The 15425-nt window shown below is 64.5% G+C and carries 11 protein-coding genes; 6 read left to right on the top strand and 5 right to left on the bottom strand.

All coding sequences use genetic code 11. The features are described 5' to 3' along the window. Positions 1 to 289 precede the first annotated feature (289 nt). Positions 290 to 1660, bottom strand: a complete 1371-nt coding sequence (mgtE, locus tag ACVOLR_RS14950) for a magnesium transporter (protein ID WP_481537125.1) — start codon at positions 1658 to 1660, stop codon at positions 290 to 292. Positions 1661 to 1986: 326 nt separating this feature from the next. Here mgtE and ACVOLR_RS14945 point away from each other — a divergent pair, with 326 nt between their 5' ends. Next, positions 1987 to 3798 carry a monovalent cation:proton antiporter-2 (CPA2) family protein gene (locus ACVOLR_RS14945; protein ID WP_481537124.1) on the top strand — a complete coding sequence of 604 codons (1812 nt, stop codon included), beginning with the start codon at positions 1987 to 1989 and terminating at the stop codon, positions 3796 to 3798. Positions 3799 to 4158: 360 nt separating this feature from the next. On the opposite strand, the gene ACVOLR_RS14940 is transcribed toward ACVOLR_RS14945, so the two are convergent. From ACVOLR_RS14940 to ACVOLR_RS14925, 4 genes are all read right to left on the bottom strand, one after another. Next, positions 4159 to 5955, bottom strand: a complete 1797-nt coding sequence (locus ACVOLR_RS14940; RefSeq protein WP_481537123.1) for a DUF885 domain-containing protein — start codon at positions 5953 to 5955, stop codon at positions 4159 to 4161. 309 nt (positions 5956 to 6264) lie between these two features. Further along, entirely contained in the window at positions 6265 to 6741 is a 477-nt protein-coding gene (locus tag ACVOLR_RS14935; RefSeq protein WP_481537122.1) for a hypothetical protein, read from the bottom strand. Between the two features lie 18 nt (positions 6742 to 6759). After that, the gene (locus ACVOLR_RS14930; protein ID WP_481537121.1) at positions 6760 to 8985 is read right to left on the bottom strand and encodes a S9 family peptidase; all 2226 of its coding nucleotides are present in this window, start codon (positions 8983 to 8985) and stop codon (positions 6760 to 6762) included. Positions 8986 to 9056: 71 nt separating this feature from the next. Then, positions 9057 to 9749 carry a glutathione binding-like protein gene (locus ACVOLR_RS14925; RefSeq protein WP_481537120.1) on the bottom strand — a complete coding sequence of 231 codons (693 nt, stop codon included), beginning with the start codon at positions 9747 to 9749 and terminating at the stop codon, positions 9057 to 9059. Positions 9750 to 9856: 107 nt separating this feature from the next. On the opposite strand from ACVOLR_RS14925, the gene ACVOLR_RS14920 reads away from it, so the two are divergent. The 5 genes from ACVOLR_RS14920 to ACVOLR_RS14900 all read left to right on the top strand — a co-directional run bounded on the left by ACVOLR_RS14920 (position 9857) and on the right by ACVOLR_RS14900 (position 15178). After that, complete coding sequence (locus tag ACVOLR_RS14920; protein ID WP_481537119.1) at positions 9857 to 10411, top strand: TIGR00645 family protein; 555 nt, start codon at positions 9857 to 9859, stop codon at positions 10409 to 10411. 209 nt (positions 10412 to 10620) lie between these two features. Beyond that, positions 10621 to 11607, top strand: a complete 987-nt coding sequence (locus ACVOLR_RS14915; protein WP_481537118.1) for an energy transducer TonB — start codon at positions 10621 to 10623, stop codon at positions 11605 to 11607. A gap of 260 nt (positions 11608 to 11867) precedes the next feature. Beyond that, positions 11868 to 12488 carry a guanylate kinase gene (gene gmk / locus ACVOLR_RS14910; protein WP_481537117.1) on the top strand — a complete coding sequence of 207 codons (621 nt, stop codon included), beginning with the start codon at positions 11868 to 11870 and terminating at the stop codon, positions 12486 to 12488. Positions 12489 to 12612: 124 nt separating this feature from the next. Further along, positions 12613 to 12912, top strand: a complete 300-nt coding sequence (gene rpoZ / locus ACVOLR_RS14905; RefSeq protein ID WP_282271463.1) for a DNA-directed RNA polymerase subunit omega — start codon at positions 12613 to 12615, stop codon at positions 12910 to 12912. A gap of 106 nt (positions 12913 to 13018) precedes the next feature. Then, positions 13019 to 15178 (top strand): RelA/SpoT family protein, encoded by a 2160-nt coding sequence (locus tag ACVOLR_RS14900; RefSeq protein WP_481537116.1) that lies wholly within the window; start codon positions 13019 to 13021, stop codon positions 15176 to 15178. Positions 15179 to 15425: the final 247 nt, after the last annotated feature.

The raw sequence follows: 15425 nt of genomic DNA, 5'->3' as shown, positions 1-15425 counted from the left end.
CTGCGTTGGATCAAAGTGGGGGGATTTGGTGAAGAGCCCCCCTCCCCGGCCCTCCCCTGCGCTACGCGCAAGGGAGGGAGACAAGCTGCCCCCTCCTTTTGGCGCAGCCAAGGGGAGGGTTGGGGAGGGGTGCTTTTTGCGTTTGCCGTTGGGTGTGCCGGTCAAGCCCCTGCCGAGCATGGCTCGGCACTACAGGTTCCTCTACGGGTAGAGCCTCTGCCGAGCATGGCTCGGCACTACAGGTCCCTCTACGGGTGAAGCCCCTGCCGAGCATGGCTCGGCACTACATTCAGAGCAGGGTGCCGCCGAGGATCATTGCGGCGATGCTGAAATAGATCACCAGGCCGGTGACGTCCACCAGCGTTGCCACGAACGGCGCCGAGGCGCTGGCCGGGTCGAAGCCCAGGCGCTTGAGCACGAACGGCAGCATCGAGCCGGACAAGGAACCGAAGGTGACGATGCCGATCAAGGCCGCGCCAATGGTCACCGCCAGCAGCTTCCAGTGCTCGCCGTAATCGTGCAGGCCGGCCAGCTGCCAGACGGTGATGCGGATGATCGCCAAGGTGCCGAGGATCGCACCGAGCACCACGCCGGTTGGCAGCTCGCGCAGGGCGACCTTCCACCAGTCGCGCAGGCGCAGTTCGCGCAGGGCCAGCGAGCGGATCAGCAGCGAGGTGGCCTGTGAGCCGGAGTTGCCGCCGGAGCTCATGATCAGCGGAATGAACAAGGTCAGCACCACCGCGCGGGCCAGCTCGTCCTCGTAGTGCTGCATGGCGCTGGCGGTGAGCATTTCGCCGAGGAACAGCACGCTCAGCCAACCGGCACGCTTGCGCAGCATCTCCAGGAAGCCGATCTGCATGTATGGCTTGTCCAAGGCCTCCACGCCGCCGAACTTGTGCACGTCCTCGGTGGATTCATCGATCAGTGCATCAAGGATGTCGTCGACGGTGACAATGCCCAGCATCTGCTGCTGCGCATCCACTACCGGGATCGCCAGCAGGTCGTGGCGGCGGATCAGCTGCGCTACCTCTTCCTGGTCCAGCAGCGCATCCACCGTCACCGGCGGATTGACCTGGGCCACCGACAGGATCGAATCCTCCGGCTCGCCAGTGATCAGCCGCCGCATCGTCACTACCTGCAGCAGCTGGCGGGTCTGCGGGTCCAGCACGTAGATTGCGTAGACCGTCTCGCGGCTACGCTCCACCTCGCGGATGTGCTGCAGGGTCTGCGCTACCGTCCAGTCCGCCGGCACGCCGACGAACTCGGTGGTCATCAAGGCACCGGCGGTGTTGGGCGGGTAGCTCAGCAGCAGCTGGATCGAGCGCCGCGCCTCCGGTGCCAGCAACGGGATCAGCCGCGCACGCTCGGCATCGTCCAGCTCATGGACGATATCGGTGGCACGGTCGTCGGCCATCAGCCCCAGCAGGGCCGCGGCGCGGGCCGGCGGCAGCGCTGCGATCAGCGCGCCGGCATGCTGCAGCTCAGGGGCCTCCAGCAGTTTGACCGCGCGCGGCAAAGACAGTGCCGCCAGCGTGTTGGCCGCAAGCGGCAATGGCAGGGCGTTGAGGTACTCCACCGCGTCGGCGGTGTTGTAATCGGCAAGGGGCGCGCTCAGCGTGGCTGCGTCCACCACTGGCCGCAGAAATTGCTTCTGGTTCATGTTGATTCGCCTGTTCTGGATTGCGACCGCAACGCCAGCACAGAGCGAACCAGCCCTGTCAGGCGGTTGCCGTCGCTGGTGTCGACGATCGCGATCGACTTCTACTGTCGCTGGACATGGGTTGGACTCCGGAAAGGTGCTGCGCGGTTCTACCGCCAGCGGCGCGAGTCTGGTCCTGTTGGCCGGCGGGGTCAAGCCTGCATCGCTGCATCCCAACAACGGAGGGCTTCTGTTCGCATTCACTCACGGCAGAGTCCGCATAATGTGAAATCGTCGGTAGGCAGTTGCTCGACCGGTCAGCTGAATCAATCAAGGAATCCCTTCAAATGCACGGCACCGGACTCGAACTCGCCTTGGTACTGCTGCTGGCGGCGGTCATCGCCGTGCCGGTATTCAAGCGCTTCGGGCTGGGCGCGGTGCTGGGCTATCTGGCCGCTGGCGTGGTGCTGGGGCCGCATGTGCTGGGCTTCGTGCAGGACGCTGACCGCATCCTCAATGCCGCCGAGATCGGCGTGGTGATGCTGTTGTTCGTGATCGGGCTGGAGCTGTCACCATCGCGGCTGATGGTGATGCGGCGGCCGGTGTTCGGCGCCGGCACGGTGCAGGTGCTGCTCAGTGCGATGGTGCTGGGCGGGCTGTTGTTGCTGAATCACTTCTCGTGGAAGAGCGCGCTGGTCATCGGCACCGCGCTGGCCTTGTCTTCCACTGCGGTTGGCCTGCAGCTGCTGTCCGAGCACAAGGCACTCAATACCGACTATGGCCGGCTGGGCTTTGCCATCCTGCTGTTCCAGGACCTGGTTGCCATTCCTTTGCTGGCGGCTATTCCCCTGCTGGGTGGGGTCAAGAACGAAACCCTGAGCTGGCAGGATGCCTCCATCGCCCTTGGCGCGCTGATGCTGGTGATCGTGCTTGGCCGGCCCATGCTGCGCCAGCTGTTCAACATCGTTGCGCGCACACGGATGCCGGAGGTGTTCACCGCCACCGCCTTGCTGGTGGTGCTGGGCACGGCCTGGTTCATGGCCGAAGCCGGGCTCAGCGCCAGCTTGGGCGCGTTTGTGGCCGGTGTATTGCTGGCCGATTCCGAGTTCCGCCACGAGATCGAGTCGCAGATCGAGCCGTTCAAGGGCTTGCTGCTGGGCTTGTTCTTCATTGCCGTTGGCATGGGTATCGACCTGAAGCGGGTGGCCGCCGAACCTGAGTTCATCGCGTTGGGCGTGGCCATCCTGCTGGCAATCAAGTTCTCCATCCTGATCGCGCTGGGCCTGGCGGCGCGCATGTCACTGCGCAGCGCCTTGCTGCTGGGCAGCGTGCTGTGGCTGGGCGGCGAGTTCGCCTTCGTGGTGTTCAACGAGGCCGAGCGCGCGCATCTGCTCGGCCGCATCAATCACGACCGGCTGGTTGCGATTGTCAGTCTGTCGATGGCGATAACGCCGTTGCTTCTGCTCGCCCTGCAACGCCTGCTGCAGCTCAAGCCGCAGCCGCGGCCGACGCAACCTGAGCCGGATGAGAAGCTGAAAGATGCCGGTGCACAGCGACCGCAGGTGTTGATTGCCGGCATGGGCCGTTTCGGCCAGATCGTCGGCCGTCTGCTGACCGCACAGCGCATTCCGTTTGTTGCGCTGGAGGCTGATCCGGACACGGTCAAGGACCTGCGCCGCTTCGGCAACCAGCTGTACTACGGCGACCCTACCCGCCCCGATCTGCTGCGCGCGGCCGGTGCCGAGCACATCCGCGTGTTCGTGATGGCGATGGATGACCCGGACACCAATCTGCGCGCAGTGCGGCTGGTGCGGCGCATGTACCCCAAGGCGACCGTGCTGGCGCGCGCGCGTAACCGCCAGCACGCCTGGAAGCTGCTGGACATGTCGGCCGAGCCGTTCCGCGAGGTATTCGGTTCCAGCCTTGAAACCAGCGAGCGCGTGTTGACCGCGCTCGGTTTTCCGGAGAATGTCGCGCGCGACCACGTGCAGCGCTTCCGCGAGCACGATGAAGCACTGCTCAAGGCGCAGCATCTGGTGTACGACGACGAGGTAGCGGTGATGCAGACATCACGCGATGCTCGCGCTGACCTGATGCATCTGTTCGAGGCTGATGCCAGTGACAGCACGACGGTGAAACCGTCCAACGACAAGGACTGAAGCGCCTTGGGCTGGCGTTGTTCTGTGCGCGCTGTGGGAGCGGTGTAAGCCGCGAAGCTGATGGTGCTGAAATCGTTGCTGTCTATGCCATCTGATGCTGTGGTGGCTTCGCAGCTTACGCCGCTCCCGCAAAAATCGATCGCGAAGCGGCACGCAGCCACAGGCTTCTGCAAAGGACTGGAACAACCGCAGCCCATCATGGGCTGGCATTGTCCTGTGGGAGCGGTGTAAGCCGCGAAGCTGATAGTGCTGAAGTCGTTGCTGTCCATGTCATCTGATGATGTGGCGGCTTCGCGGCTTACGCCTCTCCCACAAAGAACCAGTCCAATGAGAAAGGGCGCCTTGCGGCGCCCTTTGTGCTTACTTGCGGCGCTGGGCCGGTACGAAGACTTCGTTGACTGCGGCGGCCAGCTGGTCCGGCGGCAACAGGCCCTGGTCGAGCAGGAAGTTGTTGAACGCCAGGCGGTCGAACTTGTCGCCCAGTGCCAGCTCGGTCTGCATGCGCAGTTCCATGATGCGGGTGTAGCCGTAGAAGTAGCTGCAGGCCTGGCCCGGCGAACGCACGGTGTAGCGGTCCAGTTCCTGCGTGGTCATCGCCTCGGACAGGCCAACGCCCTCCACCAGCACCTTGCGGGCCCGTTCGCGGTCGGTCTGGCCCAGGTTGAGGGCCGGGTCGAGCATGGCGCGGGCCGCACGCAGCAGGCGGAACTGCAGCGCGATCATCTGCCCGTCCAGCGGCTCGAACGGCACCATTTCGGCTTCGGCATACAGCGCCCAGCCTTCAACGTTGACGGAGTTGAAAGCGAACATGGTGCGCGCCAGCGAGATGCCGCGCTCAACCATCGCCGCGAACTGCAGGTCGTGGCCGGGGCGGCCTTCGTGCGCACTCAACGTCCACGCCGCCGAGCCGAAGTTGAAGTCGTCGTACTGCGCTTTTTCGCCCGAGGCCGGGTTGCCCAGCGGGAGCACGAAGGTGCCCTGCTGGCCGGTGTTGCCGACCAGCGGCGCCGGCAGGTAATGCGGTGCCGGCGAGGCAGCGCTCTCGGCCTCACTGCCCAGGCGCATCTGCAGCGGGCGCTGCGGCACGTCGACGATGCCCTGCTTGTGGATGATCGGGTCGATCGCATCGATGACGCCACGGTAATGCGATTCGAGCTGATCGTTGCCGATCTTGTCCTGCTTCAGCGCGCGGATCACCGCCACGTAATCGGTGTTGTCGGCAACCTTCAAGCCCTTGGCCTGCACCACCAGCGGTGCCAGCTGGCGCATCATCGCGCGGGTTTCCATGTATTCGAGCTGGGCACGCTGCATCAGCAGGGCCGGGTCGATGTCCACACCCACTTCCTTGAGCTGGAAGGCATACAGCTCAGCCGGCAGTCGATTGTCGGTGCGCGCCTTGGGCAGCACTTCCTTGCTGGTCCAGGCGATGTAGTCCTTCATCTGCGTGGACAGCTCCGCCAGCGAGGCATCGGCACCGTCGATCTTGTACTTGGCGAACAGCTTGCCGATGCCGGCGATGTAGGTATCGACATTGGCCAGCGCCTGGTCGACTTCGATCTTGGTCGGCTGCAGCAGGTTCGGCGTGCCGCTCTTTTCCTCGTAGCGCTGGCGCGCCAGGGTAGCCAGCGGCTGCGTGCCCGGCGCCTTGCCGAGGTAGCCGTTGAGCCGGTCCAGTGCCTTGGCCCGGCGCGCTTCGGGCACCTGGTCGGAGAGCAGGCCGTTGATGCCGCCGAATACGGCCTGCGGCACGTCCACCCATGGCATCAGGTGCTGCTCATTGAGGGTGCTGCTTTCGATGTTGCGCTCGGCGGCGCCGATCATGATCTCCAGGTCCTGGCGCAGGTTGGGATCGCGCTCGACCTGCAGCTTCTCGCGCAGCTGGTCGCGCGCCTTGTTCATGGCCGCGCGGTAGCGGCCAGTGTAGTCCGCGCGCAGATCGACGACTTTGTCGTCATAGCCGGGCACACCGAAGAAGCTGGTCAGCTCCGGCTGGAATGGTGCCTGCGCCTGCAGCAGGATCTGCGCCAGCTCGTTGCTGCGCGCAACCCAGGCCGGGGCGGCGGGCGTGGTCTTGGTCGTGGTGGGTGCGGCGGCGGTCGCGGTGAGCGGCAGCGGCGCGGCCAGTGCAAGGGCGACGGCGAGGACGAGAGGCTTCATGGACAGCTCCGTAAGGGATGGGCTGACCGTACGCAGTCGCTGCCGGGGCGGCAAGGGTAGGAAGTGGGGGGTCTGGAGCAGCAACCCTCTCCAGACCTGATGCTGTTCTTTTGACGAAACGCCGCCACCCAGGTGCGGGCAGCTCGGCATTTGTCTGTGGGAGCGGCGTAAGCCGCGAAGCTGGCGTTGCGCAAAGCCCTGCCGACTGCGTCGGCCGATGATCCGCGTGTTTCGCGGCTTACGCCGCTCCCACAAAAAATCCGACACCAGATGTCTGGCATCGGATTCTGATCGGAGCAAGGCCACAACTTAGCGGCAATGCGACGACGCGCAGGCCCTCTCCTGCTCGGTGCGCAAGTCCAGCGGCGGGAGTCCTTCCTGTTCGACCTCGAAGCGCTCATAGATCCAACGCTTCTGCACGCGCTGTGCATTGGCCACCACGTGCCGCCTACCCTTTGGGCCGGACACTTCGAACTGGTATATGGCAGGCACCGCCGGGTCAGCCTGGTTCTCGCTTTCAATGGCCAGCAAGGTCACCCGCATGGGTCTACCAAGCACCGCTACAAGCTCCTCGGATGAGGCCACCCGATGGTTGGCCTGAATGAGGGGAGCGTCCCGCTGCATATGGCCCTCCATCTTGCTGAAGCCCCTCCAGATGAGCAGTGCCGCGAGCCCGACGACGACCAGCATCAGCAGTGGCAACACCCACGCGAGATTACGCTGCAACCAGTTGCGTGCCGGTTTGCCGGGCGCATGGCCCGGCAGCGGCGGTGGCGACATCGACATTCCCTGTCCTCCGTTCAATCAGGGCTTCAAACAACGCCCAAGGAAGTTCTCAGCCACCCGGTAGCGATGCAACGCATCCGCACCTGACAAACCATGCTTGGCGCCCGGATAGGTCATCAGCTCGAACGGCTGGCCACGCTTTTGCAGCGCGCTCATCAGGGCGGTCGAGTTGGAGAACAGCACGTTGTCATCGGCCATGCCGTGGATCAGCAGCAGCGGCGAGGTCAGCCCAGCGATATGGGTGAGCACGCGTGCTTCGCGGTAACCATCGACATTGGCTGCCGGCAGGTTCATGTAGCGCTCGGTGTAATGGGTGTCGTACAGGCCCCAATCGGTGACCGGTGCGCCAGCCACGCCGCAGGCGTACTGGTCCGATGCCTTGGCCAGCAGCATCAGCGTCATGTAGCCGCCGTTGGACCAGCCCTGCACGCCGATGCGGCTGCCATCCACCCACGGCTGAGACTTCAGCCATTCCACGCCCTTGAGCTGGTCGGCCACTTCCACCGTGCCCTGCACACCGTATAGCGCGCCGCCGAAGTCACGGCCGCGACGCGGCGTGCCACGGTTGTCCAGCGAGAACACCACATAGCCGCGCTGTGCCAGGTATTGGTTGAACAGGTGATCGCCGCGACCGGGCCAGCTGTCGGTCACGGTCTGCGAGGCCGGGCCGCCGTAGACATAGACGGCAACCGGATACTTCTTCGCCGGGTCGAAACCTTCCGGCTTAATCACGCTGTAATTCAGCGGCGTCTTGCCGTCGGCAGCGGTCAGCGTGCCGTATTCAACCGGGCGCTGCGCGTCGCGGTACTTGGCGTACGGATGGTTGGCATCGGCCAGATTGTTGTCCAACAAGGTGGCGATCTTTTCACCGTTGGCCCGGAACAATTCAATCTGCGGCGGCGTGGTGCTGTTGGACCAGCTGTCCACATAGACGCTGCCGTTCTTGGCGAACGCGGCGCTGTGCATGCCCGGCGCCTGCGACAACTTCTTCGGCGCGCCACCGGCCAGCGGCACGGCATAGATTTCGCTGCGCAGCGCTGATTCGATGCCGGCGCGGAAGTAGACGGTGCCAGCGTCTTCGTCGACGGCCAGCAGCTCGTCCACCGGCCAGTTGCCGGAGGTCAACGCGGTCTGGTTACGGCCGTCGGCGCTGGAGATATACAGGTGCTCGAAGCCACTGCGTTCGGATGACCACAGGAAGCGGCCATCCTTGAGGAACTTCAGGCTGTTGTGCAGCGGCACCCAGGTTCTGCTGGTCTCGGTGACCAACAGTTGCTGTTTGCCGTCAGCCAGGTTGGCTTCGATCAGCTCAAGCTTGTGCTGGTCGCGGCTCTGGCGCTGGAACGAAAGGTGCTGGCCGTCGCGCCATTTGACGCGGGTCAGGTAGATATCCTGCTGCTTGCCCAGGTCCACCCAGTTGACCGTCGCACCAGCGCGCGGCGCGATCACGCCCAGGGTGACCAGCACATTGTGGTCGCCGGCCGCTGGGTAACGCTGCTCGACCATCTCCACGCGGTCGGCATACATCTCGTAGCGCTTCTGCACCGGCACCGGCGATTCGTCGATGCGGGCGAAGGCAATAGCCGAGTCATCCGGCGCCCACCAGTAACCGGTATGGCGGTCCATTTCCTCGTCAGCAACGAACTCGGCCACACCGTTGCCGATGGTGGCACTGCCATCGCGGGTCAGCTGCAGCTGTTTGCCGCTGGCCAGGTCGATTACCCACAGGTTGCGCTCGCGCACGAAGCTGACGAAGCCGCCCATGGGCGAGAGCTTGGCGTCGGTGCTGAAGCCTTCGCCGTTGGTGAGCTTGCGTACTGCGGCGCTGCCCTGCTTGCCCAAATCGTAAAGATAGAGCTCGCCGCCCAGCGGGAACAGCAGAGTCCTGGCGTCAGGCGACCACTGGTAATCGACGATGCCACTGAAGGCGGCGATGCGCTGGCGCTCGCGGCGGGCCTTTTCGGCATCGCTCAGGGTTTCGGTGCCGGGCAGCACCACCTTGGAATCGACCAGCAGCCGGGTCTGGCCGCTGGCGATGTCGTATTCCCACAGGTCCAGCTGCTTGACGTCGCTGTCCTTGCCGCGCAGGAAGGTGACCCGCGAACCGTCCGGGGCCACCTTGGGCTTCATCAACGTGGGACCAGACAGCGGCGCCTTGCCGGTGATGGCTTCGAGGGTGAGCTTTTCAGCGTGGACAGCAGGGGTGGCTAGGATCATGGCAAGGGCTAGAAACAAGGGACGCATGGTTTACCTGTCAGAACAGCACGGATCTGACCATCCTAGCCGAGCACCGCCCGTACTGCCCCTGCCGCGAGTCAGTCGCGCGTGCCGAACAGCAGGCGCTTCTCCTCGTCGCTGAGCGGCTGGCCGGCCTGCGGATTGACTGTCGGGCCGACTGCATAGGCGCGCTGGGTGGCCGGACGCTCGGCGATGGCCTGGTGCCAGCGGCGCAGGTGCGGGAAGGCGTCGAAGTCCACCGGCAGCTTGGCGTAGGCGCCAATCCACGGGTAGCTGGCCATGTCGGCGATGCCGTAATCGTCGCCACCAAGGAACGCCGACTCGGACAGGCGCTTGTCCATCACCCGGTGCAGGCGCCGCACCTCGCTGTCATAGCGTTCGATCGCGTAGGGAATGCGCTCGGGCGCGTAGACGTTGAAATGGCCCATCTGCCCGCTCATCGGGCCCAGCCCGCCCATCTGCCAGAACAGCCATTCCAGGGTGGCGGCGCGGCCGCGCAGGTCAGCGGGGATGAAGCGGCCGGTCTTCTCGGCCAGGTACAGCAGGATGGCGCCAGACTCGAACACGCTAAGCGGCGCACCGCCATCGGCGGGGGCATGGTCGACAATGGCCGGCATCTTGTTGTTCGGCGAGATTGCCAGGAATTCCGGCAGGAACTGGTCGCCCTTGCCGATGTTGACCGGGTGCACCCGGTACGCCAGCCCCGCCTCTTCCAGGAACAAGGTGATCTTGTGGCCGTTGGGAGTTGGCCAGTAATAAAGGTCGATCATGAATACGCCTCGGCGGAACCATCCTCAGGGGCTCCTACGGTAGCCGCTTGGCAGCCTTCCGGGCGACCGGTAACCTCCCCCGTTTCCGCAACGCACCATCCTTCCCAATGTCTGAACAGAAATCACTGAGCCCGCTGTCCTCCCTGATCTTCGCTTCACGCTGGTTGCAGCTGCCGCTGTACCTGGGCCTGATCCTGGCGCAATGCGTCTACGTATTCCTGTTCGGCAAGGAACTGTGGCACCTGATCCACTCGGCCACGCAGATGACCGAGCAGCTGATCATGCTGGCCGTGTTGGGCCTGATCGACGTGGTGATGATCTCCAACCTGCTGGTGATGGTGATCGTGGGCGGCTATGAAACCTTCGTCTCGCGCCTGCGTCTGCACAACCACCCGGACCAGCCGGAGTGGCTGAGCCACGTCAACGCCTCGGTGCTGAAGGTGAAGCTGGCGATGGCGATCATCGGCATCTCCTCGATCCACCTGCTCAAGACCTTCATCGAGATCGGCACTCTGGGCTCGGAAGGCAGCAAGTACACCGAGGCCGGTGTGCTGTGGCAGACCATCATCCATTGCGTGTTCATCCTGTCGGCCATTGGTATTGCCTGGACCGACAAGCTGATGTCCGGCAGCCACGCCAAGCCGGCCGCCAACGCACACTAAGCAAGACCAGTGACGGGCGCCCCGCCATGTGACGCCCGTCACTTTTTCATTTCAGCGTCATCATCGACCGCCGCACACCTTGCCGGCGATGCTAGATTCGCGCTTCACTGCTGATGGGTACGGCATCGGGAAATGCCGCCACCACGCCGCCGTCAGGGCATACGCAGTTCACGTTCGTCGATTCAAGGGGATGTTTGATGTCGTACGTCATGAGTAAAGGCAAGCTGCGTCTGTTGGCGCCCGCTCTTCTGCTGACCACGCTGGTCGCCTGTTCCGGCAAGGATGAAACCACCGCGCCGGCCGCTGCACCCGCCACACCTGCCGCAGCAGCGCCCGCCGCACCGGCGGTTGCTGAAAAGGTCCAGGCCATGGACACCCAGCAGCTGCGCGATATGGCCAGCGCCGCACTGCGCGAAAACCGCATGTATGCCCCAGCCGGCGACAACGCCATGGAGTACTACCTTGCCCTGCGCGACAAGCTGCCCAACGATGCCTCGATCAAGAGCGCGCTGACTGACCTGCAGCCCTATACCCTGATCGCCGCCGAGCAGGCCCTGAGCCGCGAGGACTTCACCGAAACCCAGCGCCTGATCGCGTTGGTTGAAAAGGTGGACCCAACCGCACCGGCGCTGCCGCGCCTGAAGCAGGGCGTCACCGGCAGCATGCAGGTCGCCGAACGTCGCACCGTGGAAGAAGCCGACAAGGCCAAGAAGGACGCCGAAACCCGCGCCAAGCAGCAGGTCGAGCAGCAGCGCATGGCCCAGCAGCAGGCTGTCGAAGCCACGGCTGCGCAGCAGCTGGCAGCAAAGCAGGAAGCCGCGCGCAAAGACAGCGAGCGCCAGGAAGCCGAACGCCAGGCCGCTACCCGCCGCGAAGCCGAGCAGCGCAGTGCTGCGCAGGCCGCCGCCCAGCAGGCTGCCGCGCCCAAGCCGGCAGCCGCGCCGACCCTGCGTGCGGTCAGCACCCCGGCCCCGCGTTACCCGGCCGATGCCCTGCGTTCGGGCACCTCCGGTGAAGTGCTGGTGGAGCTGAGCATCGGCACCGACGGCTCGGTCACCGACGCCCGCGTATTGCGCGCCACCCCGGCACGCACCTTCGACCGCGAAGCCTTGAATGCGGTGAAGCGTTGGAAGTTCGAGCCGATCAGCAGCCCGACTACCACGCGTCGTACCTTGGCGTTTGCGCCGAACAAGTAAGCGTTCTTTGCTTGCGAAAAAGGCCCGGATCGCTCCGGGCCTTTTTTGTTTTTGGTAGTGCCGAGCCGTGCTCGGCAGAGGCCTTACCGGTAATGCCCTGCCGAGCATGGCTCGGCACTACAGGTGGTGCTCCAGCCGAGCATGGCTCGGCTCTACAGGTGTAGCCGCCCCCCGTGGCAATTGGGGCCATCAACCCTCGATCCTGCACAGACCCGCCCACGCCGGTACAATGCCGGGCCATTCCGACGTTGGCCCACCGCATGCGTGGCACCCTCTATATCGTCGCTGCCCCGTCCGGGGCCGGCAAAAGCAGCATCGTCAACGCCACTTTGGCGCGTGACCCGCACATTTCGCTGTCGATCTCCTTCACCTCGCGGGCCATGCGCCCGGGCGAAGTGAGCGGCAAGCACTACCACTTCGTCCCGGCCACCGAGTTCGAGCAGATGATTGCCGCCGGCGATTTCTTCGAGCACGCGCTGGTGCATGGCGACTGGAAGGGTACAGCCCGGCAGTCGGTGGAGCCGCAGCTGACGGCCGGCAAGGACGTGCTGCTGGAAATCGACTGGCAGGGCGCACGGCAGGTGCGCGAGAAGGTGCCGGGCGCGGTCAGCGTCTTCATCCTGCCGCCGTCGCGGCAGGCGCTGGACGAGCGCATGCGCAAGCGCGGCCAGGACAGTGAGGCGGTGATGGCCCAGCGTTTGGCTGCCGCGCGCGAGGAAATGCTGCATTACGACGAGTTCGACTACGTCATCATCAACGAGGATTTCGACACCGCCGTTGGTGAAATGTGCTCGATCTTCGCCGCCAGCCGGCTGCGCTGCGAACCCCAGCAGCGACGCCACGCCGAGCTGATTGCCTCGCTGCTGGCCCCGGAAAACTGAGCAAGTGATTGATCCACAAGGGGCTGTTCAGGCCTTGACTTGATTCCAGGACCGGTCTGCCCCTACAATCCATCCCCTTTCCCTCATTCGATCGAGCGGCCGTTGCAGGTCGCCGGGAGCCCGCATGGCCCGCATTACCGTAGAAGATTGCCTGGAAGTCGTTAACAACCGTTTTGAGCTGGTCATGATGGCGTCCAAGCGCGCCCGTCAGCTGGCCAATGGTGTCCAGGCGACGATCGACAACAGCGAGAGCGAGGACAAGCCGACCGTGTTGGCGCTGCGCGAAATCGCTGCCCGTCGCATCGACAACGAGCTGATCGAGGAAGTCGAGAAGTCCGAGCGCGAGCGTATCGAGCGTGAAGCACTGGAGTGGGCAGCCGCTGAAGTGGTCGCCGACGAAGACATGTCCAAGAACGACGATTGATCGCCTCTCTGGCATCGATTGATGTTGTCTGCAAACAGCCCGCCAAAAGCGGGCTGTTTGCGTTGTAGGAATTGCCGTGGAACGTCCGCTGGCATAGTCTTCTGACATGAACCCAGGCCCTTCCGCCCAGGTAGCCACGCCCGCGGGCGGGGTGGTACCTGATTACGTACTGCAACTCGAACGCGCAGCCAGCTATCTCCCTACCGAGCAGCTGCCGCTGTTGCGTCGTGCCTGGGAAGTCGGGGCGGCCGCGCACGCCGGCCAGACCCGTAAATCCGGCGAGCCCTACATCACCCATCCGGTGGCGGTGGCGCGCATCCTGGCCGAGCTCGGCCTGGATGTTGAAACCCTGATCGCCGCGATCCTGCACGACACCATCGAAGACACTCCGCTTACCGGCGAAGAACTGGCCGCCGAGTTCGGCCAGGCCGTGGCCGATCTGGTCGAGGGCGTCACCAAGCTGGACAAGCTGAAGTTCCGCGACCGCCAGGAAGCGGCAGCGGAGAGCTTCCGCAAGATGCTGCTGGCGATGTCGCGCGACCTGCGCGTGATCATGATCAAGCTGGCCGACCGCCTGCACAACATGCGCACCCTCGGCGCGCAGAGTGCCGAAGCGCGGCGCCGCATTGCCACCGAAACGCTGGATATCTACGCGCCCATCGCCCAGCGCCTGGGCATGAACCTGATCAAGTCCGAGCTGCAGAACCTCGGCTTCCGCGCGCTGTATCCGTGGCGTCACGCCATCATCGAGAAACACATCCGCAGCCAGCCGGTGGTGCGCCGCGAGTCGATGGCACAGGTGGAAGTACAGCTGTCGCAGCGCCTGGCGCGTGAAGGGCTGGAGCATCGCCTGATCAGCCGCATCAAGACGCCCTGGAGCATCTACACCAAGATGCGCGAGGAGAACAAAAGCTTCGACCAGGTCATGGATGTCTTCGGCTTCCGCCTGGTGATGCGCAACGTGCCCAACTGTTACCACGCACTGGGCGGCGTGCATGCCGCGTTCAAACCGCTGGACGGTCGCTTCCGCGACTTCATCGCCATTCCCAAGGCCAACGGTTACCAGTCGCTGCACACGGTGCTGTTCGGGCCTTATGGCTCGCCGATCGAGGTACAGATCCGCACCGAGGAAATGGACCTGATCGCCGAGCGCGGTGTGGCCGCGCACTGGACCTACAAGTTCGGTGGCGATGGCCCCAACAGCGCGCAGAGCAGGGCGCATGCCTGGATCGTCGAGCTGATCGATTCGCAGCGCACCGCCGGTTCGTCGCTGGAGTTCCTGGACAACGTCAAGGTTGATCTGTTCCCGGACGAGGTCTATCTGTTCACGCCCAAGGGCAAGATCCTGGCGTTGCCGCGCAACTCGACCGCGCTGGACTTCGCCTATGCCGTGCACACCGACGTGGGCAACCGCGCGGTCGCCTCGCGCGTGGACAAGAAGCTGGTGCCGCTGCGCACGCGTCTGGTCAGTGGGCAGACGGTGGAGATCATCACCGCGCGCTCGGCCTCGCCCAAGCCGCAGTGGCTGGAGTTCGTGGTCAGCAGCAAGGCGCGTACCGCGATCCGTCACCAGCTCAAGCAGCTGGAGCACGAGGACGCCGTGCAGCTCGGCCACAGCATGCTCGACCGCGCGCTGGAAGCGATGGACAGCTCGATCGAGCGGCTGCCGAAGGGGCGGCTGGATGCCTTCCTCAACGAACACCGTTACCCGCGCCTGGAGGCATTCCTCGCCGATGTGGCGCTAGGCAACTGGATGCCGACCCAGGCAGCGCAGGCGCTGATGTCTTACGCCGAGCTGCGTGCCAGCGGCGTCAGCCACCGTGCACAGGAGAAGATCCTGATCAACGGTACTGAACGCGGCGTGGTCAGCTTTGCCAATTGTTGTCAGCCGATTCCGGGCGACGACATCATGGGTTACCACACTGCCGGCAAGGGCATCGTCGTGCATCGACTGGATTGCCCGAACCTGGCCGAGCTGCGCAAGACACCGGATCGCTGGGTGCCAATTGGCTGGGATACCAGCGTGGTTGGCGATTACGACACCGCGTTGGTGGTCGAGGTGGAAAACGGCACCGGCGTGTTGGCGCAGCTGGCAGCGGCCATTGCCCATAGCCATTCCAACATCGAGCGTGTGGATTACCTGGACCGCGACTTCAACGCAGCGGTGCTGTGCTTCAACATCCAGGTCCGCGACCGCAACCATCTGGCCGAAGTAATGCGTCGCCTGCGCCGCCTGCAGGTAGTGCAGTCCGTCCGCCGCCAATAAGGTAGTGCCGAGCCATGCTCGGCAGGGGCCGTGCCGATCCAAGCTTGGCACTGTGGGAGCGGCGTCAGCCGCGAAGCTGACGGCGCTGAGATTACGGATGTGTCTGTAATCTGCTCGATCATGAGCTTCGCGGCTGACGCCGCTTGTGTCTGCCAGGCGAGTAGATTGCAGTTGAGAGCGGAGTGCGGTAGCCCGTTACGACGCGGTGCGTGCAAGCACGTGTAGGAGTTGGGGCGCCGCACTCCAT

The sequence above is a fragment of the Stenotrophomonas sp. STEN030 genome, assembly GCF_056759995.1.
Note: the sequence above shows the minus strand (reverse complement) of the source record. Positions and strands in the feature narration are given on the sequence as shown.

Coding starts and splice junctions, on each gene's coding strand:
- mgtE (WP_481537125.1), bottom strand. CDS start 1,660: ATGAACCAGAAGCAATTTCTGCGGCCAGTGGTGGACGCAGCCACGCTG.
- ACVOLR_RS14945 (WP_481537124.1), top strand. CDS start 1,987: ATGCACGGCACCGGACTCGAACTCGCCTTGGTACTGCTGCTGGCGGCG.
- ACVOLR_RS14940 (WP_481537123.1), bottom strand. CDS start 5,955: ATGAAGCCTCTCGTCCTCGCCGTCGCCCTTGCACTGGCCGCGCCGCTG.
- ACVOLR_RS14935 (WP_481537122.1), bottom strand. CDS start 6,741: ATGTCGATGTCGCCACCGCCGCTGCCGGGCCATGCGCCCGGCAAACCG.
- ACVOLR_RS14930 (WP_481537121.1), bottom strand. CDS start 8,985: ATGCGTCCCTTGTTTCTAGCCCTTGCCATGATCCTAGCCACCCCTGCT.
- ACVOLR_RS14925 (WP_481537120.1), bottom strand. CDS start 9,749: ATGATCGACCTTTATTACTGGCCAACTCCCAACGGCCACAAGATCACC.
- ACVOLR_RS14920 (WP_481537119.1), top strand. CDS start 9,857: ATGTCTGAACAGAAATCACTGAGCCCGCTGTCCTCCCTGATCTTCGCT.
- ACVOLR_RS14915 (WP_481537118.1), top strand. CDS start 10,621: ATGAGTAAAGGCAAGCTGCGTCTGTTGGCGCCCGCTCTTCTGCTGACC.
- gmk (WP_481537117.1), top strand. CDS start 11,868: ATGCGTGGCACCCTCTATATCGTCGCTGCCCCGTCCGGGGCCGGCAAA.
- rpoZ (WP_282271463.1), top strand. CDS start 12,613: ATGGCCCGCATTACCGTAGAAGATTGCCTGGAAGTCGTTAACAACCGT.
- ACVOLR_RS14900 (WP_481537116.1), top strand. CDS start 13,019: ATGAACCCAGGCCCTTCCGCCCAGGTAGCCACGCCCGCGGGCGGGGTG.